This is a genomic window from Peribacillus sp. TH16 (assembly GCF_016651095.1).
GTDB classification, from domain to species: domain Bacteria; phylum Bacillota; class Bacilli; order Bacillales; family DSM-1321; genus Peribacillus; species Peribacillus butanolivorans.
In genome coordinates this window covers 1,413,428-1,440,120 of record NZ_JAEKEM010000009.1, presented here as the reverse complement: position 1 = coordinate 1,440,120, position 26,693 = coordinate 1,413,428, and the positions used below count along the sequence as shown (strand labels likewise).

The window sequence follows — 26,693 nt, the reverse complement described above, 5'->3', positions numbered from 1 at the left end:
CCTGTCTGCCAAAAGGTGGACAGTCGGCGAGTTTTTCTTAGAGGAGGTTGACACCATGCGAAAAACCAAGATTGTTTGTACAATTGGTCCCGCAAGTGAAAGTATAGAAAAGCTGGTTCAATTAATAGAAGCAGGAATGAATGTAGCTCGGCTGAATTTTTCTCATGGCAATCATGAGGAGCATGCCGCTAGAATTCGCAATATTAGGGAAGCGGGAGAGAAAGCAGGGAAACAGGTTGCTATCCTTTTAGATACAAAAGGTCCGGAAATAAGGACGAATAATATGGAGAACGATGCTATAGAGTTGACTGCTGGTGATGAAGTCAGTATTTCTATGAATGAAGTCCTTGGAACGCCTGAAAAATTTTCTATTACGTATGAGGGACTTCTCTATGATGTCCATCCGGGATCCAGAATTTTGTTAGATGATGGTTTAATTGGTCTTGAAGTGTTAAAGGTGGATGAAGTCAAAAAAGAAATCCATACGAAAATTTTAAACAGTGGAACACTTAAAAATAAAAAAGGTGTAAATGTGCCAGGTGTTTCAGTTAACCTACCAGGCATCACGGAAAAAGACGAACAGGACATCCTATTTGGAATTGAACAGGGAATTGACTTTGTTGCTGCCTCTTTTGTTCGTAGGGCATCTGACGTCCTAGAAGTGCGTGAACTTCTGCAACAGAATGGAGCGGAACATATTCAAATCATCCCTAAAATTGAAAATCAAGAAGGCGTCGACCGTCTTGATGAAATCCTGGAAGTGTCAGATGGTTTGATGGTAGCTCGTGGAGACCTAGGAGTGGAAATTCCTGCAGAAGAAGTGCCACTAGTCCAAAAACAAATGATCAAAAAATGTAACAATGCCGGGAAACCAGTTATTACAGCTACGCAAATGCTCGATTCGATGCAGCGTAACCCACGGCCAACCCGTGCAGAAGCAAGTGACGTGGCCAATGCCATTTTTGATGGAACTGATGCCATCATGCTTTCCGGTGAAACAGCAGCTGGGACGTACCCTGTTGAGGCCGTTCAAACGATGCATAACATTGCTTCTCGTGCAGAAACAGCCCTTGATTATCGGGAAATATTATCAGTAAGAAGCAAAGTGAATCGTCATAATGTCACTGATGCTATTGGCCAGTCTGTTGCCCATACGGCGCTTAATCTAAATGTCGGCGCAATCATTACGCCTACCGAGAGCGGTCATACGGCACGGATGATTTCTAAATATCGTCCTAAGGCACCGATTATCGCTGTTACATCTAATGATCATGTTTCAAGAAGACTTGCATTGGCCTGGGGAGTTTACCCGCAGATTGGACCAAAAGCGACGACCACGGATGAAATGCTCCAAACGGCAATCGATGAAAGCCTGCATTCCGGATTGGTATCCCATGGAGACTTAGTTGTCATTACAGCTGGTGTGCCCGTAGGTGAAACAGGAACGACTAACTTGATGAAAATTCATGTATTAGGAGAGGTTCTTTTGAAGGCTCAAGGAATCGGCAGGAAATCTGCGAAAGGTGAAGTGGTTATAGCTAGGAATTCCAAGGAAGCTTTGGAAAAAGTAACTGAAGGATCTGTATTAGTTACAATTGGTTCTGATCGGGATATGATGCCGGCAATTCAAAAGTGTGCTGCATTGATTACTGAAGAAGGCGGTTTGACAAGCCACGCAGCTGTTGTGGGAGTCACTTTGGGCATTCCGGTTATCGTTGGAGCAGAAGATGCGACCAAAATCTTTAAGGATAAACAAAGAATTACGGTCGATGCTAGTCGCGGAATCATTTATGATGGACATGCTAACGTTTTATAGAACGAAATTTTGGATGATTTCGGTCCAATGAGGTAAGATGAGTGTACCGCACCATACGTGGGCTGTGCAGGAGGAATGTAGATGAAATATTTTTTATTGTTTATCATTGCGATGCCGGTCATTGAGATTATTGTCTTATTGTTGTCAGGCAATGTGATTGGTTTTTGGCCAACACTGTTCCTGATTGTATCTACCGGTTTAATCGGTGCCTATTTGGCCAAGCGGCAAGGAATGGAAACATGGAAAAAGGCGCAGGAACAGATTCGATACGGAATGATGCCAGGAAATGAAATCATTGATGGAATCTGTATCTTTCTTGGAGCTGCATTGTTGCTGTCACCGGGACTTATCTCGGATATCATAGGATTAATCCTAGTATTTCCGCCAACCAGGAATCTCCTCAAACCGATCGTTATCCGGTTTATTATGAACAGGATGAATAAAGGAAAAGTAACGATTATTCGCCATAAATAGTAAGAGGCTGTCTAAAAGCTAAACTTTTTAGACAGCCTCTTTTGGTTAGAGAAATGAATTAACATTAGCATCCCCGGTATTTCTAAGGATGCTTTTTTGCGTTTTTACTGAAAAGGCTCTTGCATTGTTTAAGTTTTAAATTATTGAGGCCAAACATGAGAGAAATTTTTGGGGTGAGATTTTGCCTGTTTCACTGATCAAGAATTGATTTTTGGAAGTAAAACTAGTATAAAATATCAGAATATTTTAATTATTTTTCAAGAGAAATGTTGTTATACCAGGCTTTTCCAAGTTAAATATTCTCTTTTTTAATTTTTTTAGAAAAAACTGGTGACAAATTTACATAGTGTGTTATATAATACAATCAAGAAAAGAAACAACTGTATTATAACATAAAAGAGCTTGAAAGGATGTGGAGAAGCAACATGATTACTGAAGCAAAAGGCTTACAAATTACAGGTACTATTAAGCCTGGATATGAACAAATACTTACAACGGAAGCTCTTCAATTTATCGAAAGAATTGAACGGCATTTCGGTGAAAGAAGAAAAGAACTTTTAGAACAACGTAAAATCGTTCAAGAGGACCTAAATCAAGGCAAGCTACCTAATTTTCTTGAAGAAACGAAGCATATTCGTGAAAGTGATTGGACAATTGCGCCCCTCCCGAATGACTTGCAAGACCGCAGGGTTGAAATCACTGGACCGGTTGACCGTAAGATGATCATTAATGCTATGAACTCAGGTGCCAATGTTTTTATGGCTGACTTTGAAGATGCCAATTCACCCACTTGGGAAAATTGTATAGATGGTCAACTGAATCTACGCGATGCAATTCGCGGTACCATTTCATTTGAAAATCCAAATGGAAAAGTATACGCATTAAATGAAAAAACAGCTGTTTTAAAAGTAAGGCCTCGCGGCTGGCACTTAGAAGAAAAGCATGTTCTTTTAAATGGACAGCCAATATCAGCTAGCTTTTTCGACTTTGGACTATACTTTTATCACAACGCAAAAGCATTAATCGAAAAAGAAAGCGGTCCATACTTCTACTTACCGAAGATGGAAAGCCATATCGAAGCAAGATTATGGAATGATGTCTTTGTTTATGCACAAAACGATTTAAGAGTCCCGCAAGGAACTATAAAAGCAACTGTCTTGATTGAAACGATTCTTGCAGCATTCGAAATGGACGAAATTCTGTACGAGTTGAAAGATCATTCCGCAGGCCTGAACTGTGGCCGCTGGGATTATATCTTCAGCTTCCTGAAAAAATTCCGTCACTCGGATGATGTTATCTTCCCTGATAGGTTACAGGTTACGATGACTGTCCCGAACATGAGAGCGTATTCCTTATTAGCAATCAAAACATGCCACACTCGTAATGCTCCGGCAATAGGCGGGATGGCAGCACAAATTCCAGTCAAAAATGACCCGGTCAAAAATGACGAGGCGTTTGCTAAGGTACGCGCTGATAAAGAGCGCGAAGCGAGAGACGGTCATGATGGGACATGGGTAGCCCACCCAGGCATGGTAAGTACAGCAAAAGAGGTGTTTGACCTCCTTGTTCCAAAACCGAATCAAATCTATCGGAAACGTGAAGATGTTCAAGTATCAGCAGAAGAATTGCTAGAAGTACCAGAAGGAACGATAACAGAAGCTGGATTACGGACGAACATTAACGTAGGCATCCAGTATATTGCATCTTGGCTAAGTGGAAGAGGCGCTGCTCCTATTCATAACCTAATGGAAGATGCAGCAACAGCTGAAATCTCACGTGCTCAAGTTTGGCAGTGGATCCGTCATCCAAAAGGTATTTTAGAAGATGGTAGAAAAATCACCGAAGAATTATTCCATCAGATTAAAGAAGAAGAATTAGCAGTCATTAAATCAGAGGTAGGAGAAGAAGCTTTCAAATCAGGGAAATTTGAAGAGTCTACTAAACTATTTGAAGAACTGATTGCAGCAGATGACTTTGCGGATTTCTTAACAAATCCGGCATATGAACAATTATCTTAATATTTAGTTAATTAATATTTTAATATAAATTAGGAGGAAATTATAATGACTAATGAAAGAGCGCAACAACTACAACAAAGCTGGGAAAATGACGCACGCTGGACTGGAATTAAACGGCCTTATTCTGCTGAAGAAGTTATCAAATTAAGAGGTTCTATCGATATCGAGCAAACATTAGCTCACCGAGGTTCTGAAAAACTATGGAACCTTTTAAATACAGAGGATTTCATTAACGCACTAGGAGCATTAACTGGTAACCAAGCAATGCAACAAGTAAAAGCTGGTTTAAAAGCAATCTACTTAAGTGGCTGGCAGGTAGCTGCTGATGCTAATATCGCTGGACAAATGTACCCTGACCAAAGCTTATACCCAGCTAACTCTGTACCACAGGTTGTTAAACGCATTAATCAAACACTGCAACGTGCTGACCAAATTAGCTTTGCTGAAGGAAAAGATGATATTGATTGGTTTGCTCCAATCGTAGCAGATGCTGAAGCAGGCTTCGGGGGTGCTCTTAACGTATTCGAACTAATGAAAGGTATGATAGAAGCTGGAGCTGCTGGCGTTCACTTTGAAGACCAACTATCTTCCGAGAAAAAATGTGGTCATTTAGGCGGTAAAGTTCTTCTTCCAACGCAAACGGCAGTACGTAACTTAGTATCAGCCCGTTTAGCAGCAGACGTAATGGGAACACCAACTATCTTAATTGCTCGTACTGATGCAGATGCTGCAGACTTGATCACGGATGATATCGATCCGGTTGATGCACCTTTCATCACAGGTGAACGGACTCCAGAAGGATTCTACCGTACAAACGCAGGTCTTGACCAAGCGATTGCACGTGGTCTAGCATATGCACCATATGCTGATCTTATCTGGTGCGAGACTTCTGAACCAAACCTAGCAGATGCTCGCCGATTTGCTGAAGCGATTCATGCAGAGTTCCCTGGTAAACTACTTGCTTACAACTGTTCACCATCATTTAACTGGAAAGCAAAATTAAGTGATGAAGAAATTGCTAGCTACCAGGTTGAATTGGGTAAATTGGGTTATAAATTCCAGTTCGTAACGCTTGCAGGTTTCCACTCATTGAATCACAGCATGTTCAACCTTGCTCTTGGTTATAAAGACCGTGGAATGGCTGCATACTCAGAACTTCAACAAGCAGAATTCGCTAGTGAAATTGACGGCTATACTGCAACTCGTCACCAACGTGAAGTTGGAACTGGTTACTTTGATGAAGTAGCACAAGTAGTTTCTGGTGGAACATCATCTACAACAGCACTTGCTGGCTCTACTGAAGCAGAACAATTTGAGACTTCAAAATAATAGATAGACTATAAAAAAATCCGCCTCAAACTCGAGGCGGACTTTTTATAGGAACGAGAGATTTCTGATTAAAAGTTAACTCTAAAGCTTTAGGTGGTCTTATTTGTATCCGCTCCGATAATAAATGCCCATATGGCCTTAAAGACATGGGCGCGCTGAAGTGTATTAAATATGACAAGGACTACTGGCCCTGCAATCAGTCCCAGAAAACCGATTAATTTGAAACCGATGAATAAAGCAACGAGAGTAGCAAGTGGATCCAATCCGATACTAGAAGAAAGAACTTTGGGCTCAATTAATTGACGCTGGACAACTACGATAATGTAAAGCACAGACAAACCAATTGCAAGGCTAGTATTCCCTGTAATGAATTCAAAAATAATCCATGGAATAAATATGGTCCCGGTACCCAAATAGGGAATGATATCAACCAATCCGCAAATTAATGCAATGGTAATTGAATAGTTCACTCCTAAAATGAGTAAACCAATCAAGATCGTAACCGTTGTCAATGAAACAAGTGTGAATTGTGCCCGGATAAACCCGAATAAAGCTCGTTTTAAATCCCGGAATAAACGCTTGGCACCTGCAAAAATCTTATCAGGTAAAAACTTTCCCGTTATGCGGCCGAAGTGATCCCAATCTTTACTAATGAAGAAAGTGCCCAGTAGGGTAAAGAGGAGTGCTGTTGCTGTAGTTGGAAACCAGCCGATGATTGCGGGAATATTTTTTAAGAACGCTTGAATAAAACTACTGACACCGGTAGTGATGGATTCGCCAATATTCTGGATATTCTTGAGGACGGTGTCTTGCTGCTCGATATCTAAATTATTGAACATAGCGGTTGTTTGATTATATAAAGGGATGATAGTGGTCGCGATGTATGTTTCGATATAATCTACTATAGTTTCAATATGTTGAGGTATGACACCAGCAAGGTAATTGGTACCTGAAATAATTTCAGTAACCAGCAGGGTAATGAGTCCTGCAAATAAAAGAAAAATGAGTAAAAGGGAAACGAACACAGCCAATCCTCTTGGTAACCGGCCTTTCTTTTCAAAAAAAGTAACCAGAGGGTTCATCAAGAAAGCAATAATCATGGCAATAATGAATGGATATGTATATTTAGATAAATAGAACAAGGCAATTCCACCTAAAATTATGCCTCCGATGACCAGTAAAGAACGAATGAAACGATAAATATAAACAGGATTCAAGACATCCCCTCCTTCTAACATAAACTTTGTATTATAATTGTAACGACGTTGGAAAAGAAAGGAAAGATTCTTTCGTCTTTCTGCTTAATTTTTTTCCGTTTTAGTATCGTTTTATAAATCAATCTCCTATTGAGAAAGAGTGGAGGTTGTTATGTTAAAATAACAAAAAGAAAGAAGGTGAAGGGAGAATGATAAACGGTCCTGTCGTATTTTTAATTTTACTTGCAGTTATCGGTTGGGTTGGAAAAAACACATCACTGATTGCGGCTGCGGGTTTTCTTTTACTCATGAAACTCATCGGCCTTGATACAAAAGTGTTTCCATATTTAGAAGCGAAAGGGATCAACTTAGGCGTCACCATCATTACGATTTCAGTGCTAATCCCCATTGCAAATGGAGCGATTGGTTTCAAGGAACTGGGTGACGCCATAAAGTCACCTTATGCCTGGATTGCGCTCGCATCTGGAATAGCTGTTGCACTTATAGCGAAAAATGGAATTACCCTCCTTACACATGATCCTCATATTACAACGGCTCTTGTTTTTGGGACGATTCTTGCGGTCGCATTATTCAAAGGTGTCGCTGTTGGACCGTTAATTGGGGCAGGAATTGCTTATCTATGCATGCAAATCTTTGATTTTTTCAAATGAGCAAAATGGTAAATGATAGAATGGATTGTAAGAGCGGAAATGAAAAAATTCTATTTAATGTTTCGATTATTCTGCTTTGTAACAAATTTTCAAAAAAACGTTTTGAATCCCATTAAAAAAAGCAAGAGAATATGTAGCTAATTTTTCTAATAAAATAATAATTTTTTCACATTTTAGGTGCTTTTGATTCCCAAAAAAGTGTTTATTGTTTATAATAATCATGTAACTGCTCTGGTTTATTAAAAATGGGATTCAGAATATCATTGATATTTTTGAGGAATCTTAAAAAGAGATGTAGTTATTGAGCAAGCGCTCACTAGGAATAGCTACAAGCATTATTTTTAGAATTTCGTATAAAGGATTATCGTACATTTTACTATTGTTGGGGTCATATTCTGTGAACGCTTCCAATACAAGATGTATGTCTTCTGCTAAAAAATAGATGGTTGTATTCAATAGCTAATTTCTTGGAAGCGCTATATTTATACGCAATAAGCAAGGGCATAGGGGAATACTTAGGAAAAGGAGAGATTTAGTATGACAGCAACAAAAGGTCTTGAAGGTGTGGTAGCAACAACTTCATCAGTAAGCTCTATTATCGATGATACGTTAACGTATGTAGGTTATGATATCGATGATTTAGCTGTAAACGCAACATTCGAGGAAGTAATCTATCTTTTATGGCATGGAGCTCTTCCAAACAAAAGCCAATTAGAAGAATTAACTAAACTACTTGCTGAAAATGCTGCAATTCCAGCTGAAGTGGTTAATCATTTCAAAACATACCCAATTGATAAAGTACATCCAATGGGAGCTCTTCGTACAGCAGTATCTCTTCTTGGTCTTTATGATGAAGAAGCAGATGTAATGAGTGAAGACGCTAACTATCGTAAAGCAATCCGCATCCAAGCAAAAATCCCTACACTGGTAACAACTTTCGCTCGTATCCGTCAAGGAAAAGAAGCGGTTGCACCACGTACTGATCTAAGCTTTGCTGCTAACTTCTTATATATGTTAAGCGGTAATGAACCAACAGCAATCGAAGAAGAAGCATTCAACAAAGCATTAGTTCTACATGCTGACCATGAATTAAACGCTTCTACATTCACTGCACGTGTTTGTGTGGCTACATTATCTGATATCTATTCTGGCGTGACTTCTGCTATCGGCGCATTAAAAGGCCCTCTTCACGGCGGAGCTAACGAACAAGTTATGAAAATGCTTACAGAAATTGGTTCTGTAGAAAACGTTGAGCCTTATATCAACGAAAAATTAGCTAATAAAGAAAAAATCATGGGCTTTGGCCACCGTGTATACCGTAAAGGTGATCCACGTGCTAAACACCTTAAAGAAATGTCTCAAAAATTGACTGAACTTACTGGTCAACCACAATACTACGATATGTCTATCAAAATTCATGAAATTGTAACTGGTCAAAAAAATCTTCCACCAAACGTTGATTTCTACTCTGCTTCTGTATACCACAGTTTAGGTATCGAGCATGACCTATTTACACCAATCTTTGCTGTAAGCCGTGCTTCAGGCTGGATTGCTCATATCCTAGAGCAATATTCAAACAACCGTCTGATCCGTCCACGTGCAGAGTATGTTGGACCAGGTATGCAAAAATACGTACCGATTGAAAACCGATAATTTTTGAATAGTTAAAAGTTTTTTCGAAATTTTATTTTTTATTTCATCGATTTTGTAGTAAATTAATAGATGTGAGTAAAAAAGGTTAGTGGTTCAGCTTAAATTAAGCGGCCAGCTAACCTTTGAATTTGAATCGGAGGTAAAGAGACATGACACAAAGCCAAAAAATCACAGTTACTAACGGTGCTCTTAACGTACCAAACAACCCAATCGTTCCTTATATTGAGGGAGACGGAATCGGTCCTGATATCTGGGCAGCAGCTTCACGCGTTTTAGACGCAGCTGTTGAAAAAGCATACAATGGCGAAAAGAAAATCGAATGGAAAGAAGTTTTAGCTGGACAAAAAGCATTTGACCAAACAGGCGAATGGCTTCCACAAGAAACTCTTGATGTCATTAATGAATATCTAATCGCTATTAAAGGACCTCTTACAACACCAATCGGTGGCGGAATCCGCTCATTGAACGTTGCATTACGTCAAGTATTAGACTTATTCGTATGTCTACGTCCAGTACGTTACTTTGATGGTGTACCTTCACCAGTTAAACGTCCTGAAGACACTGACATGGTTATCTTCCGTGAAAACACTGAAGACATCTATGCTGGTATCGAATATGCAAAAGGTTCTGACGAAGCGAAAAAATTAATCGATTTCCTACAAAATGAATTCGGTGTTAAAAATATTCGTTTCCCTGAAACTTCTGGTATTGGTATTAAACCAATTTCTGAAGAAGGAACAAAACGTCTTGTTCGCTCTGCACTTAACTATGCGATCAAAGAAGGCCGTAAATCATTAACTCTTGTTCATAAAGGTAACATCATGAAATTTACAGAAGGCGCATTCAAAACTTGGGGTTATGAAGTTGCAGAACAAGAATTCGCTGAGAAAGTATTCACTTGGAACCAATATGATCAAATTAAAGAAGCTGAAGGCACTGAAGCTGCTAACAAAGCACAATCTGCTGCTGAAGCTGAAGGCAAAATCATCGTTAAAGATTCTATTGCTGATATCTTCTTACAACAAATCCTAACTCGTCCTAAAGAGTTTGATGTTGTTGCAACAATGAACTTAAACGGAGATTACATTTCTGATGCACTTGCTGCACAAGTTGGCGGAATTGGTATTGCTCCAGGAGCAAACATCAACTACGAAACTGGACATGCTATCTTCGAAGCAACTCATGGAACAGCTCCTAAATACGCTGGTCTTGATAAAGTTAACCCATCTTCAGTTCTTCTTTCAGGCGTTCTTTTACTTGAACACCTTGGTTGGAACGAAGCTGCAGACAGCATCACAAAATCAGTAGAACAAACAATTGCTTCTAAAGTTGTAACATATGACTTTGCCCGCCTAATGGAAGGTGCAACAGAAGTTAAATGCTCTGAGTTCGCTGACGAACTTATCAAAAACCTTAAATAATTACTTATGATGCTTTCTGGAAAAGAGCCGATACGGTCTTCTTTTTCAGGGAGCTTTATATATATGTGTGGATAAAGACGTTAAAAGTTTCCAAAAATATTTACATATTTTAAGGAGGAAATAACATGTCTAAACGCAAAAAAATTACAGTGGTTGGTGCTGGTTTCACTGGAGCAACAGCAGCATTCCTAGCAGCTCAAAAAGAACTTGGTGATATCGTTTTAGTTGATATTCCACAAGCAGAAAACCCAACAAAAGGTAAAGCACTTGATATGGCGGAAGCAGCTCCAGTTCAAGGTTTTGACGCTAACATCATCGGTACTTCAAACTATGCAGATACAGCTGATTCTGACGTAGTTATCATCACTGCTGGTATCGCTCGTAAACCTGGTATGAGCCGTGACGACTTAGTTCAAACTAACCAAAAAGTTATGAAATCTGTAACTAAAGAAGTGGTTAAATATTCTCCAAATACAACCATCATCGTTTTAACAAACCCAGTAGACGCAATGACATACACTGTTTATAAAGAATCAGGTTTCCCTAAAGAACGCGTAATTGGACAATCTGGTGTACTTGATACAGCTCGTTTCCGTACTTTCGTGGCTCAAGAATTAAACCTATCTGTTAAAGATGTAACTGGTTTCGTTCTTGGTGGACACGGTGACGATATGGTTCCTCTAGTACGTTACTCATACGCTGGCGGAATTCCTTTGGAAACATTGATTCCTCAAGATCGTTTAGAAGCAATCGTTGCTCGTACACGTACTGGTGGCGGAGAAATCGTTAACCTTCTTGGAAACGGAAGTGCATATTATGCACCGGCTGCAGCTCTAGTAGAAATGGCTGAAGCTATCCTTAAAGACCAACGTCGCGTTCTACCTTCTATCGCTTACCTTGAAGGCGAATACGGATTCGAAGGAATCTACCTTGGCGTGCCAACTGTACTAGGCGCAAATGGTATCGAACAAATTATCGAACTTGAATTAACTGAAGACGAAAAAGCATCACTTTCTAAATCAGTTGAATCAGTTAAAGCAGTAATGCAAGTTTTACAATAAGAGACATTGAAAGCATCTTAATAAGACTGCCCGGAAGAATGAAAGGGAAGGCTAAGCTAAGGCCATATCCTCCCATCCAACCGGGCAGTTTTTTTCTGGCCGTTTCTTAACCGGGACTTAATTAATCCATGTTTAATAACCATAAAGGAGACGATGATCCCTGCTAATGGTAGGATTACTTTTCAATGATGTTTTTTTTATGTGTAAATTTCATATAATATTCTTTATAATAGAGTTGGATGAGTAGACTGAAAAAAGTCTCAGGGGTAATACATAATTCAGGAGGATCTAATGTCAAAGAAAATTCTCGTAGTGGATGATGAACAATCAATAGTTACCTTACTTCAGTATAATTTAGAACAGGCAGGCTATTCAGTAGTTACAGCTTTAGATGGGGAAGAAGGTCTGCAGGCTGCTGTGGATATACGACCGGATTTAGTCGTATTGGATCTGATGTTGCCTAAAATGGATGGGCTTGAAGTGTGTAAACAGCTTCGTCAGCAAAAAATCAATATACCAATTTTGATGCTGACAGCTAAGGACGATGAATTTGACAAAGTGCTTGGTCTTGAACTAGGGGCGGATGATTACTTAACCAAACCTTTTAGTCCACGTGAGGTGGTTGCCCGAATTAAGGCAATACTAAGAAGATCCCAGCTTCAATCGAATGGTAGTGAAACAAATCTTGATCAGGAAGATGGGTTCCTAAAATTAGGCGGCTTGAAAGTCTATCCTGAACGTTACGAAGCATTCTTTGATGAACAACAATTAGAATTAACTCCAAAGGAATTTGAATTACTTTTATACCTTGCAAAGAATAAAGGAAGAGTTTTAACGAGAGATCAGCTCTTAAGTGCGGTTTGGAATTACGATTTTGCAGGAGATTCGCGAATCGTTGATGTCCATATTAGCCACCTTCGTGAAAAAATAGAGCAAGATACAAGAAAACCTCTTTATATCAAAACGATCAGGGGCTTGGGTTATAAGCTTGAGGAGCCAAAAAAGAATGACCACCTATCGTAAAAAGCTTCTTTATACTCTCATCATGTTGGTGATGGTCGTCATGATGGCCGTGGGCTTTTTATTGGGACATTTGTTCAAAAGCTATTATATTAAAACATTTAATGAGCGTATACAGAACGAAACATTTTTCATTTCTACATATATTCAGGAGCATGGGGGGATCACATCCTTTTTGGAAGAAGGGAAAACGGCAAAATTAACACCCCTGTTAGATTCCAACTTAACCATCCTCTCAGCGAGTGGAGAGATTTTATACGATTCAACATCGTCAAATGAGCTACATAAAAACCATGCCAATATCCTTCGAAAGATCATCTTGGAAAAAGGTCTTAAGCAAGAAGAAGGATATGAAGTTATCGAGGGAGAATCGGATCTCCATTATTATTGGAAAACGGTTGAAAAGGATGGAGAAATTGAAGGCTTTGTCGTTCATAGCAACGAAATAGAGGCCATCCACCAAGTTAATAAGCAAATGTGGCAAATATTGATCATTTGTTTAGGGGTAGCCTTGATCATTATCCTCATGCTTGCGAGTAAAATCACTTCTTATTATACCCGGCCGATTGAGGAAGCAACGATGGCAGCCATTGAATTGGCAAAGGGGAATTATAGAACTCGGACATTCGAGCAGCATTCTGATGAAACAGGGATGCTCACGACTTCGCTAAACATATTAGCGAGGAATTTACAGGAAACAGAAACGGCGAGGGAAATGAATCAGGATCGTTTGGAAACACTGGTTGAAAATATCGGTAGTGGTGTCCTATTAATCGACAGTAAAGGCTATACGACCTTAATTAACCGGGAATTCAAAAAAAGCTTCGGTGTAAACTCGGCTACGTTTTTGTTTCAAGTATTTTACTCGGTCATTAAAGATAAAGAAGTCATTTCTATAATAGAAGAAATTTTCCGGACGGAAAAGACAATAAAACGCCAAGTGAAAATACCACTTGCCATTGAACGTAAGCATTTTGAGATATACGGGGCTCCGATTATCGGTACTCATGACGAATGGAAGGGGATTCTCCTCATTTTCCATGATATTACCGAATTGAAAAGGCTCGAGCAAATGCGGAAGGATTTTGTGGCCAATGTATCCCATGAACTGAGAACACCGATTACTTCTATCAAGGGCTTTTCAGAAACGTTGCTCGATGGGGCTTTAAAAGACGAAAAAACATTGAAGCACTTTTTATCCATTATCTTGAAAGAAAGTGATCGGCTGCAAGAACTCATTCAGGAACTTCTTAATTTATCAAAAATGGAGCAACAGGAATTTGTTTTAAAAACAGGCGTCGTGGATATTACAAATGTTCTTGGTGATATACAAGAGATGCTTATTGGTAAATTGAAGGAAAAAGAAGTTTCTCTTGAGATAAAAGCTTCTTCGGAACCTGTTTTTATTGAAGGGGAATCAGACAGGATCAAACAGGTTTTCATTAATTTGATTACTAACGCGTTGACATATACACCAAATGGAGGGTGGGTCACCGTGAACGTCACTGAAAATGAACAAACGGTGGATATTATAGTCCAAGATAGCGGTATCGGTATTGAAGAAAAAGAACTTCCAAGAATCTTTGAACGGTTTTATCGCATTGATAAGGCAAGGAGTCGTGATTCAGGAGGAACAGGCATCGGACTCGCTATCGTCAAGCATATTATAGAAGTCCATAAAGGTAAAATCAAAGTAGAAAGTACGCCGGGATCGGGTACGACTTTTACGGTAACGTTAAATAAAAGCTTAAAAGGAAAAGTGTAGGAATTGTGTGAATTTACATGTCCTTTACAATTTATTTAAACTGACTTCATAATGGAGGGTTAAAATGGTTGTACAACCCCTCATCCAAGGAGTTAGGCGAAGACAGAGACACTAAGTCTCTGTCTTTTCTTTTGTCTATATTCCTCTTTACCTACCTTCTATACTATTTTCATTAGGAAAATATTTGATTTTTATGAAACTTTAGACCCTTCCTTGCGTAAATAAGATATAACGGCAAATAAGGGGTGATACATATCGTCAGTTTAAAAAGGATATATACAATCACAGGACTAGTATTTCTTATTTTAATTTTTGGTGTTGTTGCGATATCGACCTGGTACACGGTAGATGAATCCGATCAGGCTGTCATTATGACGTTTGGTAAGGTAGAGCAGACGATTACAGAACCAGGCCTTCACTTTAAGCTGCCTTGGCCGATTCAGTCGGTTGAAAAACTATCGAAAGAAACATTCAGTCTTAAATTTGGATACAAGGAGGAGAATGGAGAGGTAACAGATTATCCGAGGGAGACCAAGATGATTACGGGGGATGAAAATATTGTTCTTGCTGACCTAGTGGTTCAATGGAAAATCACAGACCCTCCAAAATACCTGTACAATGCAGATGATCCAGAGAAAATTTTATATGACACGACTTCCGCTGCTTTAAGAAGTATTATCGGAAGCACGAAAATTGATGATGCACTTACTTCTGGTAAAGCACAAATTGAAGCAGATGTCCGGGAACTGCTATCACAGTTAATGGAGAAATATGATGTAGGCATATCAATATCTGCGGTTAAGCTCCAGGATGTGGAGTTACCGAATGAAGAAGTGCGGAAAGCCTTTACGAATGTCACAGATGCTAGAGAAACGGCGAATACGAAAAGCAATGAAGCGGATAAATATGAAAACAAACGTATTAATGAAGCTGAAGGGGAAAAAGACGCCATTATCTCACAAGCAAATGGTGATAAAGCCGCTCGTACGGAGGCTGCTCGTGGGGATGTAGCGGTCTTTGAAAAATTATATAGTGAATATAAAGGCAATAAGGGTATAACAAAAGACCGTCTTATTATTGAAACGCTTGAAGAAGTATTGCCGAATGCAGAGATTTATATCATGAATGATGATGGAAATACAATGAAGTACTTACCACTTCGCTCACTAGAAAAAGAGGAAACGAAAAAAACGCCTATTCCTGAAGAAGAAACGAAGAAGGAGTCTGTACCTGAAGAAAAAGCGACAGGGGAAGGAGGCACCAAACAATGAGCGGAAAAGTAATTGATTTTAATGAGATGAGGAAAGGTAATTTTCACTGGGGAGGCTATGTTAAAATAGGGATTTTCCTCATTATATTTATCGTGTTGCTGCTGATTATCTTCACCAATGTGTATATCGTCAAGGAGGGTGAATATAAAGTCGTCCGCCAATTCGGTGAGGTGGTTAGAATCGATAAAACCCCAGGATTAAAGGCGAAGGTACCATTCATTCAAAGTGTGGTTACCCTGCCAAAATATCAAATGAGTTCTGATGTGTCAGAGGCGGAAATCAATACAAAAGATAAAAAGCGGATGCTCATCGATAACTATGCGGTCTGGAGGATAGAGGACCCAAAAAAATTGATCACCAATGCAAGGACACTCGAGAATGCGGAAACGAGAATGGAAGAGTTCATCTATTCGGCAGTACGTTCAGAGTTGGGTCAGTTGAATTATGATGAAATTATTAATGATGAGAAGTCATCGAGGGGAAGCTTGAACGACCGTATTACGGAGAAAGTTAACGAACTGCTACAAAAAGACAGTTACGGGATCAGCCTAACTGATGTCCGGATAAAACGGACGGATCTGCCTGCGGAAAATGAAGAATCCGTCTTTAAAAGGATGATTTCCGAGCGCGAATCGAAAGCGCAAGAGTACCTATCCAAAGGAGATGCGAAGAAAAACCGAATTATTGCGGATACTGATCGAAAGGTAAAAGAATTGCTTTCGACTGCAGAGGCAGATGCAGAAGTGATTCGGGCTGAGGGAGAAGGGGAAGCAGCGAAAATTTATAATAAGTCGTTTTCCAAAGATCCTGATTTCTATAAACTATACCGTACGCTTGAATCTTATAAAAAAACGATTGGTGATCAAACGGTCATCGTTCTGCCATCAGATTCACCGTACGCTAGCTTGTTAATGGGAAATACAAAATAGCATAGTCGCTAGTCGCCGTCATTTTTCTTTCCACTTCTACTCATGGTAGAATAGAGAAAGAAAATGCACGGCTTTTTGCGTTTATAAATAGAAGCTGAACTACATAACCCTGTGTGACTGGAGGAAGACGAATTTGGATAAAAAGTTAGTACTCATAGATGGAAATAGTATTGCTTACCGCGCATTTTTTGCGCTTCCGCTCTTGAATAATGATAAGGGTGTACATACGAATTCGGTGTACGGATTTACCATGATGCTTAACCGCATTCTTGAAGAAGAAAAGCCAACGCATATTCTTGTGGCCTTTGATGCCGGTAAAACGACATTCAGACATGAGACATTTAAAGAATACAAGGGTGGACGCCAGAAAACGCCGCCTGAATTATCCGAGCAATTCCCCTTTATCCGCGAGTTGCTCGACTGTTTCCAAATAAAAAGGTATGAATTGGAAAATTACGAAGCCGATGATATTATCGGTACGCTGTCTCTACAGGCGGAAAGAGATGGTTTTGAGGTAAAAGTCATTTCCGGTGATAAAGATTTAACCCAATTATCTTCCCCGAGTACGACGGTTTCAATCACGAAAAAGGGAATCACTGAAATTGAGGAATATACACCAAAGCATATACATGAAAAATACGGCCTTTCACCCCTGCAAATCATTGATTTAAAAGGGTTGATGGGTGATGCTTCCGATAATATTCCTGGCATACCGGGAGTTGGTGAAAAAACGGCACTTAAATTATTACACCAATTTGAAACGGTTGAGAACCTGCTAAGTTCGATTGATGAGGTAAGCGGTCAAAAATTGAAGGAAAAAATTGAAGAACATAAAGACCTTGCTTTGTTAAGCAAAGAGCTTGCGACGATTACAAGGGAAGCGCCAATTCAAGTTATGGTCAATGAGACCGAGTACAACGGAATGGACCAGGAAAGGGTTATTTCATTTTATAAAGAGCTTGGTTTTTCCACGCTGCTCGATAAATTGGATGTTTCAGAAAGTGTACCGATTGAACAAGAAAAAATTGAGGTTCACACTTCGGAAATGACTGCAGAGTTGTTTGCTGATGGAAGTGCTTTATATGTTGAAATCTTAGAAGATAATTATCATCATGCAGACATTCTTGGAATAGCCGTCAGCAATGAAAATGGCCATTTTTACTTCCATGGTGAGACGGCACTGACTTCAGATATATTTAAATCTTGGGCAGAAGATGAAACAAAAAAGAAAACGGTTTTTGACGCAAAGCGCACGGTTGTAGCACTGCGCCATCGAGGAGTTGAAATAAAAGGCATTGATTTTGATGTGTTTCTAGCATCATATATCTTAGATCCTGCAGAGTCAGTGGATGAAGTGGCCGAAATCACGAAAACTCAAGGAACCATACGTCTTGAAACCGATGATGTTTTTTATGGAAAAGGTGCAAAACGCAAGGTACCCGAAGAATCTGAATTGAGAGATCATATCGCCAGAAAAGCGAAGGCTATCTTTTCTTTAAAAGAACCTATGGTTGAAAAGCTGCAGGAGTTTGAGCAATACCATTTGTTAACGGAACTTGAGCTGCCTTTGTCCATTATCTTGGCTAATATGGAGTGGCAGGGTGTTAAGGTAGATATTGGACGACTGAAAAACATGGGGCAGGAATTAGCTATTCGATTAAAAACCATCGAAGGGCGAGTTTTTGATCTGGCTGGAGAGGCTTTCAATATCAATTCACCGAAACAACTTGGGGTAATTCTTTTTGAAAAGTTGGAGCTTCCAGTATTGAAGAAAACTAAAACAGGCTATTCTACGTCAGCTGATGTGCTGGAAAAATTGGAGAGCCAGCATAATATTGTGAAAGAAATTTTACTTTACCGTCAGCTTGGTAAGTTGCAATCCACCTATATTGAAGGCTTGCTCAAAGTAGTCAATCGGAAAACAGATAAGGTACACACTCGTTTCAACCAAGCATTGACCCAGACCGGCCGATTAAGCTCGACAGACCCTAACCTTCAAAACATCCCAATCAGGCTAGAGGAAGGCCGGAAAATCAGGCAGGCGTTTATCCCTTCTGAAAAGGATTGGATTGTTTTTGCTGCTGACTATTCTCAGATCGAGTTACGAGTGCTTGCACATATCGCCAATGATAGCGGCCTAGTTGAAGCGTTTCAGGCAGGGATGGATATCCATACAAAAACAGCGATGGATGTTTTCCATGTATCAGCAGAGGAAGTCACTTCGAACATGAGACGCCAAGCAAAAGCGGTTAACTTTGGGATTGTCTATGGTATAAGTGACTACGGACTTTCACAAAGCCTTGGCATTACTAGAAAAGAAGCGGGAGAGTTCATTGAGAAGTATTTAAGAAGCTTTCCTGGTGTACAGGAATATATGGAAGAAAGCATACATGAAGCTCGTCAAAAAGGATATAGTACGACTTTGCTGCAAAGAAGGCGTTATATTCCTGAGATTACAAGCCGTAATTTCAACATTAGAAGTTTTGCCGAACGGACAGCCATGAACACGCCAATTCAAGGCAGTGCAGCAGATATCATCAAGCTTGCCATGATTAATATGAATAAGCGTCTGAAAAAAGAGGGGCTAAAAACGAGAATGCTTCTGCAGGTGCATGATGAATTAATTTTTGAAACACCTCCGGAAGAACTCGAAATCCTTAAGAAAATCGTACCAGAGGAAATGGAGAATGCTATTGAATTAAATGTGCCTCTCAAAGTGGATTATGCTTACGGGCCAACATGGTTTGATGCCAAATAATAAAAGATAGGTGATTAGTAATGCCAGAACTTCCTGAAGTAGAAACAGTCAGAAGAACGTTAGAGCAGCTCGTACTTGGAAAAGAAATCAAGGAAGTGTCCGTTTTCTGGCCTAAGATTATTAAAGCACCTGAACCTGTCGAACAGTTTCAGGATGCTTTAAGAGGGCAGACAATTCAGCGAATAGGCCGTCGAGGCAAGTTCCTCATTTTCACACTGGATGATTATGCAATGGTTTCGCATTTAAGGATGGAAGGGAAATACGGAGTGCATCCAAAAGAAGAGCCGTATGATAAGCACACTCATGTTATTTTTACTTTTACGGATGACAGTGAACTTAGGTACCGGGATGTCCGGAAGTTCGGGACGATGCATTTATTTACAAAAGGGGAAGAACTTGAGCAGTTGCCATTATCGCATTTAGGTCCTGAACCGCTATCAGAAGAGTTTACAGTCGAGGGGCTTAGTGCGAAGCTGGCAAGAACCAGTAGGAAGATTAAGCCAGTTCTTCTAGATCAAACTGTTGTCGTTGGAATTGGAAATATATATGTGGACGAGTCTTTATTCCGTTCCGGGATTCATCCAGAGAGAATAGCTTCTTCACTTACGTTAGAGGAAATTAAAAAGCTGCATTCCGAAATCATAGCAACATTAGGTGAAGCGGTGGAAAAAGGGGGAAGTACGATTCGTTCGTACATTAACTCTCAAGGGCAAATCGGCATGTTTCAGTTAGAACTTAATGTTTACGGACGTAAAGGAGAGAACTGCAAAACGTGCGGTACACCACTTGAAAAGCTAGTTGTAGCCGGACGCGGCACACATATATGCCCGTTGTGTCAGCGACTTAAGTAGTCAATGTCTTTTCAAACACATCGGATGGGCTCCTTCCATATACTAGGGTAGCACCGAGAAGGGAAGGAGTAATAATTCCGATGTGGCTACAAATTATTTTTCTTGCTTTTGCAGTAAGTATTGACGGTTTTGGCGTAGGTTTGACATTTGGTATGCGAAAGATGAAAATCCCCTTAAAGTCAATAGCGGTCATTTCATTTTGTTCGGCACTGAGTTTAGGCATTGCGATGGTCATCGGGCAGTTCATCAGTCAGCTTATTTCTGTCGGAGCGGCTGAAAAAACTGGGGGCATCATTCTCATTTTTCTTGGTGCTTGGATGGTATACCAGTATTTTAAGCCTGATAAGGAATTGAACGACGAAAGATATCATGAAAAAATCATCTTTAACTTTGAAATTAAATCACTTGGAGTAGTCATAAATATTTTACAAAAACCATTGAATGCCGATTTTGACAAATCAGGAACAATTACTGGTGTTGAAGCACTTGTTCTCGGGTTTGCACTTTCGCTTGATGCGTTCGGAGCTGGAGTTGGAGCAGCTATGATCGGGATTTCACCGATTATTCTCGCAATATGTATCGCTGTAATGAGTTCAATCTTCATTTGGAGCGGACTTCAAAGCGGGAAATTGCTTTCAAATAATAAAATTGTGCAGCAGTTAACCTTTCTTCCGGGCGTGCTATTGATTTTAATTGGTGTATTCAAGTTATAATAATTGATTTAAAAGGGGGAGCTTATGGGACAAATCATTGGAATCACCGGGGGGATTGCAAGCGGGAAAAGCAGCGTCAGCCTTTATATACAGGAACTTGGTTTCACGATTGTAGATGCAGATGTGGCCTCCCGCGCAGTCGTAGAGCCAGGTGAAGAAGCCTACCATCAAGTAGTAAAAGCTTTTGGTGAAGATATTTTATTGGTGGATGGCAATATTGATCGGGTGAAATTAGGGTCTATTATATTTCATGATCAAGAAAAGAGATTGCTTTTAAATAGTATCGTGCACCCTGCTGTTAGGAATTGGATGCGTCTAAAAACGGAAAAGGCACTCGCTGCAGGAGAAGAAACGGTATTTATGGATATTCCGCTCCTATTCGAAAGTAAGTTAACATTCATGGTTGAAAAGACTCTATTGGTATATGTAGATGAGCGCGTTCAATTGGAACGCTTAATGAACCGGAATGGATTATCAGAGACAGATGCACTTGCAAGAATTCAATCACAGATGCCGTTAGCTGATAAAAAAGTTTTAGCGGATGCGGTCATTGATAATAATGGGAATCTTGAGGAAACAAAGAAGCAGGTTAAAACCGTACTTTGCAATTGGAATGTCTTATAAATGAGAAAAAAGGGAGAAGCCTTATGGTTTCTTCCTTTTATTTTGAAAAAATAACAACAATCCGCATTTTTATTAGCACAATTGCACTCAATTATGTTATACTAATTACATATGAGAGGTAATAAGTATAACATTAATATTTTCAGGAGGGTCCGAACAATGAATTCAAGAATAGCGATTAACGGATTTGGGAGAATTGGAAGAATGGTTTTCCGAAAGGCCATATTAGATGAGAGTTTGGACATTGTTGCCATTAATGCAAGCTATCCTGCTGAAACTTTAGCCCACTTACTAAAATATGATACGATCCATGGTAAATTCGACGGTATAATTGTAGCGGAAGATGATTCACTTGTAGTGAATGGCCGCCGTGTACAACTAATAAATAACCGCGATCCAAAGCAATTGCCTTGGAAAGAGATGAACATAGATATTGTAATCGAAGCTACGGGCAAATTCAATGATCGTTCTAAAGCGGCTCTTCATTTAGATGCAGGGGCAAAAAGAGTTATTTTATCCGCTCCGGGTAAAAATGAAGACGTTACCATTGTAATGGGCGTCAATCAGGAAGCGCTAGAAATTGACAAGCATTTTGTTATATCCAATGCATCTTGTACAACTAACTGCCTTGGACCAGTTGCGAAAGTGCTCGATGAAAAATTCGGCATTGACAACGGTTTAATGACAACGATTCATTCTTATACAAATGACCAAAATAATATCGATAACCCGCACAAAGACTTAAGACGTGCTCGTGCAGCTGCAGAAAGTATCATTCCTACGACAACAGGAGCGGCTAAAGCCATCTCTCTAGTTTTGCCTCAATTAAAAGGCAAGCTTCACGGTATGGCGATACGTGTACCAACACCTAACGTTTCTTTAGTCGATCTTGTTGTGGACTTAAATCATGATGTAACGATTGATGAAGTGAACCAAGCATTCATTGACGCATCAGAAAATGAACTTAAAGGGATTATGGAATTCACGACAGAACCTCTTGTTTCGAGTGACTTCAAAACTAATCCGCACTCTGCAATCATCGATGGTCTATCAACGATGATGATTGGGAATAGAAAAGTGAAAGTCCTTGCTTGGTATGATAACGAGTGGGGTTACTCAAACCGTGTAGTGGATCTTGTAAATTTAGTAGCTTCCGAGTTGAAAAAAACTTTAGAAGTTCAATTATCTGCTAATTAGTTGAATAAACCCGAGTCTGCTGAGTCTTTTAGCGGGCTCGGGTTTATTTTTAGCGAATTTTTAATTCTATTTTTAGCGGTTTAATGTGAAATTTTTTTTGCGAAGTGATAAACTGCTATGAAATGATTCAAAGGGCAAGGACTCCATTAAGAAAGCCCTTACATTTTTTTCGTATAAACATTATCTTGCCGAAAATTCAAAATGGCAGTTGCAAAAAAATTTCAAACAATATATACTATGAATCGTGAACTTCTTCAAAAGAGAGTTTGCACGATGGCTACTTAAAGGGTTAGGACCTCTTTGGACTAACTTTCCCCCGTGGTAGTTGTTAGAAGTTATGTAATTTTTAATCATGGTAAGGGGGAAGCTTAAAATGGAAACAGCTTACACTATGGAAACAATGGGTAGACATGTCATTTCTGAACTTTGGGGTTGTGACTTTGAAAAACTGAACAATATTGATTTGATTGAAAAGATTTTTGTTGATGCTGCATTGAAGTCAGGTGCAGAGGTTCGCGAAGTAGCATTCCACAAGTTTGCTCCACAAGGAGTAAGTGGGGTTGTCATCATTTCTGAATCACATTTAACGATTCACAGTTTTCCAGAACACGGCTATGCAAGCATTGATGTCTATACATGTGGTAATTTGGATCCGAATATTGCGGCAAACTATATTGCTGAAGCTTTGAATGCGCAAACACGTGAAAACATTGAACTTCCACGTGGATTAGGTCCGGTACAAATGAAAAAAGCCAATATAAGTGCCCTATAAAAAACGTATACACAGAGATGCCATGGGTGCATCTCTTTTTTAATGCAATAAATTAGCAAGCCCGCTTTAAAGTAAAGATTGTGACTAGTAAAAAGCATAAAGACTCTGATAACGCTCCTTCAAAAAAGTGCCTACTGTTGGAAGTTACACTTTTTACTTGTACTGGTTGTTCCTTTTAATATAAGATTGAGATAGAAGAGTAAATCCTTGGGGAACATTTAGATAGGGGAGTCCTACATAAAATACGGAGCTGATAATGATGAAATGCCCATCATGTCAATATAATGGAACAAGAGTGCTCGATTCCAGGCCAGTCGATGAAAGTAAATCGATTCGACGACGCCGTGAATGTGAGGCATGTGGTTTTCGATTCACGACATTTGAAAAGGTAGAGGAAACGCCGCTGATTGTAGTGAAAAAAGGCGGGACACGGGAAGAGTTCAGTCGTGATAAAATCCTACGTGGCTTAATCAGGGCCTGCGAAAAACGTCCAGTTCCACTAAAGGAATTGGAGCAAATTACCAGTTATGTAGAAAAGGAATTGCGCAACCAGGGCATCGCAGAAGTGAAAAGTGACAATGTCGGCGAAATGGTGATGGACAAACTGGCAGAAGTCGATGAGGTTGCCTATGTTAGATTCGCTTCCGTATATCGACAATTTAAAGATATTAATGTCTTTATTGATGAATTGAAAGATTTAATAAATAAAGAAAGAAAGTAGAGCTGAAGATTTACTTTGGCTCTTTTTTCACTACATCTTTTGAAAGGTTTGAATGGAGATGTCAATGCATTGGCAAGAATTGCTCCCAGCGGATTCATACTTGGTTTCATCTGCGGGGCTGCTTCATGATTATGATCGGAAAATACTAACCCGACTATATCAACCTCTTATTGGACCGATCTGTATTAGCCTATACATGACGTTATGGAGTGAGTTAGAGGAAAATCGGCTCTGGTCGGAAGCTTCCTCACATTATCAATTAATGAATACAATTGGCCTTAAATTAGGCGATATTTACGAAGCACGCCTTTTGCTTGAGGGAATCGGACTGCTGAATGTGTATAAGAAATCGAAAGAAGATACGAAGGAATTTATTTACGAATTGAATTCGCCGCTGTCACCTCAACAGTTTTTCACTGATGGTATGCTGAATATATACTTATACAAAAAAATTGGCAAAGTACAATTTAACCGGTTAAAGAGATTCTTTTGCGATGATCACATTTTAACGGATCAGTATGAAAGTGTGACAAAATCTTTTGCAGAGGTGTTTTCATCAGATCATTTGGACTCCTTATATGTAACAGATGAAGCGAAAAACGAATGGAAACCTTTGCCCGAACAGCAATATATCAATCGAGCGGATGGAGTCGAGCCATCGGGATTTGACGGCTTATTTGATTTTGACCTTTTGTTAGCCGGAATAAAATCATCAATCGTGCCGAAAAAGGCCTTTACTCCGAAAATAAAAAGTACGATTGCCAAACTTGCCTTTTTATATGGCATTGATCCGCTTGAAATGCAAAAACTAGTTATGGATGCCGTTTCATTGGATGATGAGATCGACGAGGAAATATTAAGAAAGGCGGCAAGGGACTGGTACCAAATCGAGCGACAGGCCGATATGCCTTCCCTTGTCAATCGCGTGCAGCCGATACGTGAACGAACACAAAAAGAAGAACCGAAAACGCAGGAACAAGAGCTAATCCGTCATTTGGAGACGATTTCCCCGCGCGACCGTCTGATGCAGTTGTCAGGCGGTGCAGAGCCATCCAGCGGTGATTTGAAAGTGGTAGAAGGTGTGATGATCAACCAAAAGCTAAATCCGGGGGTCGTCAATGTCTTAATTGAATATGTTATGCTCAAAACAGATATGAAATTCACAAAGGGCTATGTGGAAAAACTGGCGGGCCATTGGGCACGTCTGAAGGTGTCTACTGTCATCGAAGCGATGGAACTAGCTAAAAAAGAGCACCGGAAATATCAGGATTGGGCTCAGGGAAGCAGAAACGTTGCAAAAGGCGGCCGGAAAAAGACGATTCGGGAAGAAGTGGTTCCCGAATGGCTTGAGAAAAAAGAAGAAACACAGCAGGAGCAGAAAGTGGATCAGCCTGAATTGAATGAACAGAAACGCGAGCTTCAGGAGAAATGGAAGCAGTGGAAAGCTGGAGGTGAAATGAACGATGGAAAAGATTAATAGTTCCCTTAATAAATTGGCTAATACAAACCAATTTCAGGAGCGTTATGAAAAGTTAAAACAGGAAATTTTTGAAGACGAACAGGTGCGGCTATTTTTGAATGCCAATAGTTCGACTGTTACGAAGGAAATGATTGATAAAAACTTAGGGAAGCTTTATGAATTTACTTCGCAAAGTAATAAGTGTGATAAATGTCCAAGTTTGGATGGCTGTATCAATATGATGCATGGCTATTATCCCAAACTGGTTGTTCAAGGGAAGGCACTTAATTTGAATTATGAAATCTGTCCGCGGAAATTGGCAGAGGATGAAAAGCGAAAACGCGAAAAATTGATTCGCAGTCTTTATGTGCCAAAGGATATTTTAAAGGCTACCATTGAAGACTTTTCACAAACGGATGATGAAAACAAACGTTTAGGCGTTTTAGGTAAAGCGATGTCATTCATTATGGAGTATGAGCCGGGTAAAAGACAAAAAGGATTATATATTTATGGGAAGTTCGGCGTTGGCAAGACTTATTTATTGGGGGCAATTGCCAATGAACTCGCTGAAAGGCAAATATCCTCACTAATCGTCTATGTACCGGACTACTTAAGAGAACTAAAGGGCTCGATTGGCGATAATACCGTCAATGAGAAAATTGAAATGGTCAAAACGGCACCTGTTCTTATGCTGGATGATATCGGAGCCGAGTCTATGACAAGCTGGGGCCGCGATGAAGTCTTTGGGCCAATTTTGCAATTTAGGATGCTGGAAAACCTGCCTACGTTTTTCACTTCGAATTTTGACATGAATGGCCTTGAAAATCACTTAACCTTTTCACAGCGCGGTGAGAAGGAAGAAGTGAAAGCGGCCAGAGTATTGGAAAGAATTCAATATTTAGCAGAACCGGTCAAGCTTGATGGAATAAACCGGAGAAGATAGTGGAAAGTGGTCTCTTATTAGAGGTCACTTT

Annotated in this window: 22 protein-coding genes; 21 read left to right on the top strand and 1 reads right to left on the bottom strand. The window is 39.7% G+C overall.

Features of this window, described 5'->3' with window-relative positions; translation table 11 throughout:
- Window positions 1-55 precede the first annotated feature (55 nt).
- From pyk to aceA, 4 genes are all read left to right on the top strand, one after another.
- Window positions 56-1,816 carry a pyruvate kinase gene (gene pyk / locus JFV29_RS20995; protein WP_056529314.1) on the top strand — a complete coding sequence of 587 codons (1,761 nt, stop codon included), beginning with the start codon at window positions 56-58 and terminating at the stop codon, window positions 1,814-1,816.
- Between the two features lie 81 nt (window positions 1,817-1,897).
- Window positions 1,898-2,290: an FxsA family protein gene (locus JFV29_RS20990; protein ID WP_201186163.1), complete on the top strand. Its 393-nt coding sequence runs from the start codon at window positions 1,898-1,900 to the stop codon at window positions 2,288-2,290.
- A gap of 425 nt (window positions 2,291-2,715) precedes the next feature.
- Window positions 2,716-4,308, top strand: coding sequence for a malate synthase A (gene aceB / locus JFV29_RS20985; protein WP_201186161.1), 1,593 nt, complete (start codon window positions 2,716-2,718; stop codon window positions 4,306-4,308).
- A gap of 45 nt (window positions 4,309-4,353) precedes the next feature.
- Window positions 4,354-5,637 (top strand): isocitrate lyase, encoded by a 1,284-nt coding sequence (aceA, locus tag JFV29_RS20980; RefSeq protein ID WP_201186160.1) that lies wholly within the window; start codon window positions 4,354-4,356, stop codon window positions 5,635-5,637.
- Window positions 5,638-5,726: 89 nt separating this feature from the next.
- Here aceA and ytvI read toward each other — a convergent pair whose 3' ends face one another.
- A complete protein-coding gene (gene ytvI, locus JFV29_RS20975) occupies window positions 5,727-6,854 on the bottom strand; it encodes a sporulation integral membrane protein YtvI (protein WP_201186159.1) in 1,128 nt (375 codons plus the stop codon).
- Between the two features lie 188 nt (window positions 6,855-7,042).
- Here ytvI and JFV29_RS20970 point away from each other — a divergent pair, with 188 nt between their 5' ends.
- From JFV29_RS20970 to dnaI, 17 genes are all read left to right on the top strand, one after another.
- The gene (locus JFV29_RS20970; RefSeq protein WP_201186158.1) at window positions 7,043-7,504 is read left to right on the top strand and encodes a DUF441 domain-containing protein; all 462 of its coding nucleotides are present in this window, start codon (window positions 7,043-7,045) and stop codon (window positions 7,502-7,504) included.
- 537 nt (window positions 7,505-8,041) lie between these two features.
- Entirely contained in the window at window positions 8,042-9,157 is a 1,116-nt protein-coding gene (gene citZ, locus JFV29_RS20965) for a citrate synthase (RefSeq protein ID WP_201186157.1), read from the top strand.
- A gap of 149 nt (window positions 9,158-9,306) precedes the next feature.
- A complete protein-coding gene (icd, locus tag JFV29_RS20960; protein WP_053347268.1) occupies window positions 9,307-10,578 on the top strand; it encodes an NADP-dependent isocitrate dehydrogenase in 1,272 nt (423 codons plus the stop codon).
- 125 nt (window positions 10,579-10,703) lie between these two features.
- Window positions 10,704-11,639, top strand: a complete 936-nt coding sequence (gene mdh / locus JFV29_RS20955) for a malate dehydrogenase (protein ID WP_201186156.1) — start codon at window positions 10,704-10,706, stop codon at window positions 11,637-11,639.
- Between the two features lie 291 nt (window positions 11,640-11,930).
- Complete coding sequence (locus tag JFV29_RS20950) at window positions 11,931-12,662, top strand: response regulator transcription factor (protein ID WP_201186155.1); 732 nt, start codon at window positions 11,931-11,933, stop codon at window positions 12,660-12,662.
- Window positions 12,646-14,424, top strand: coding sequence for a two-component system histidine kinase PnpS (gene pnpS, locus JFV29_RS20945; protein ID WP_201186154.1), 1,779 nt, complete (start codon window positions 12,646-12,648; stop codon window positions 14,422-14,424). Before JFV29_RS20950 ends, pnpS begins: the two co-directional genes overlap by 17 nt.
- Window positions 14,425-14,678: 254 nt before the next feature.
- Complete coding sequence (hflK, locus tag JFV29_RS20940) at window positions 14,679-15,695, top strand: FtsH protease activity modulator HflK (RefSeq protein ID WP_201187983.1); 1,017 nt, start codon at window positions 14,679-14,681, stop codon at window positions 15,693-15,695.
- A complete protein-coding gene (gene hflC, locus JFV29_RS20935; protein ID WP_201186152.1) occupies window positions 15,692-16,624 on the top strand; it encodes a protease modulator HflC in 933 nt (310 codons plus the stop codon). The genes hflK and hflC overlap by 4 nt, the downstream gene beginning before the upstream one ends.
- A gap of 133 nt (window positions 16,625-16,757) precedes the next feature.
- Complete coding sequence (gene polA / locus JFV29_RS20930) at window positions 16,758-19,382, top strand: DNA polymerase I (RefSeq protein WP_201186151.1); 2,625 nt, start codon at window positions 16,758-16,760, stop codon at window positions 19,380-19,382.
- 20 nt (window positions 19,383-19,402) lie between these two features.
- Window positions 19,403-20,233 carry a DNA-formamidopyrimidine glycosylase gene (mutM, locus tag JFV29_RS20925; RefSeq protein ID WP_201186150.1) on the top strand — a complete coding sequence of 277 codons (831 nt, stop codon included), beginning with the start codon at window positions 19,403-19,405 and terminating at the stop codon, window positions 20,231-20,233.
- Between the two features lie 80 nt (window positions 20,234-20,313).
- A complete protein-coding gene (gene ytaF, locus JFV29_RS20920; protein WP_201186149.1) occupies window positions 20,314-20,946 on the top strand; it encodes a sporulation membrane protein YtaF in 633 nt (210 codons plus the stop codon).
- Window positions 20,947-20,970: 24 nt separating this feature from the next.
- Window positions 20,971-21,570, top strand: coding sequence for a dephospho-CoA kinase (gene coaE / locus JFV29_RS20915; RefSeq protein WP_201186148.1), 600 nt, complete (start codon window positions 20,971-20,973; stop codon window positions 21,568-21,570).
- Between the two features lie 159 nt (window positions 21,571-21,729).
- Window positions 21,730-22,767, top strand: a complete 1,038-nt coding sequence (locus JFV29_RS20910) for a glyceraldehyde-3-phosphate dehydrogenase (RefSeq protein ID WP_201186147.1) — start codon at window positions 21,730-21,732, stop codon at window positions 22,765-22,767.
- A gap of 391 nt (window positions 22,768-23,158) precedes the next feature.
- The gene (speD, locus tag JFV29_RS20905) at window positions 23,159-23,539 is read left to right on the top strand and encodes an adenosylmethionine decarboxylase (protein WP_053348147.1); all 381 of its coding nucleotides are present in this window, start codon (window positions 23,159-23,161) and stop codon (window positions 23,537-23,539) included.
- Between the two features lie 259 nt (window positions 23,540-23,798).
- On the top strand, window positions 23,799-24,260 hold the full coding sequence (nrdR, locus tag JFV29_RS20900) for a transcriptional regulator NrdR (RefSeq protein ID WP_053347258.1): 462 nt from the start codon (window positions 23,799-23,801) through the stop codon (window positions 24,258-24,260).
- A 58-nt stretch (window positions 24,261-24,318) separates the two neighbouring features.
- Window positions 24,319-25,737, top strand: coding sequence for a replication initiation and membrane attachment family protein (locus JFV29_RS20895; RefSeq protein ID WP_190271063.1), 1,419 nt, complete (start codon window positions 24,319-24,321; stop codon window positions 25,735-25,737).
- Window positions 25,724-26,662 carry a primosomal protein DnaI gene (gene dnaI, locus JFV29_RS20890; RefSeq protein WP_053347256.1) on the top strand — a complete coding sequence of 313 codons (939 nt, stop codon included), beginning with the start codon at window positions 25,724-25,726 and terminating at the stop codon, window positions 26,660-26,662. The genes JFV29_RS20895 and dnaI overlap by 14 nt, the downstream gene beginning before the upstream one ends.
- Window positions 26,663-26,693: the final 31 nt, after the last annotated feature.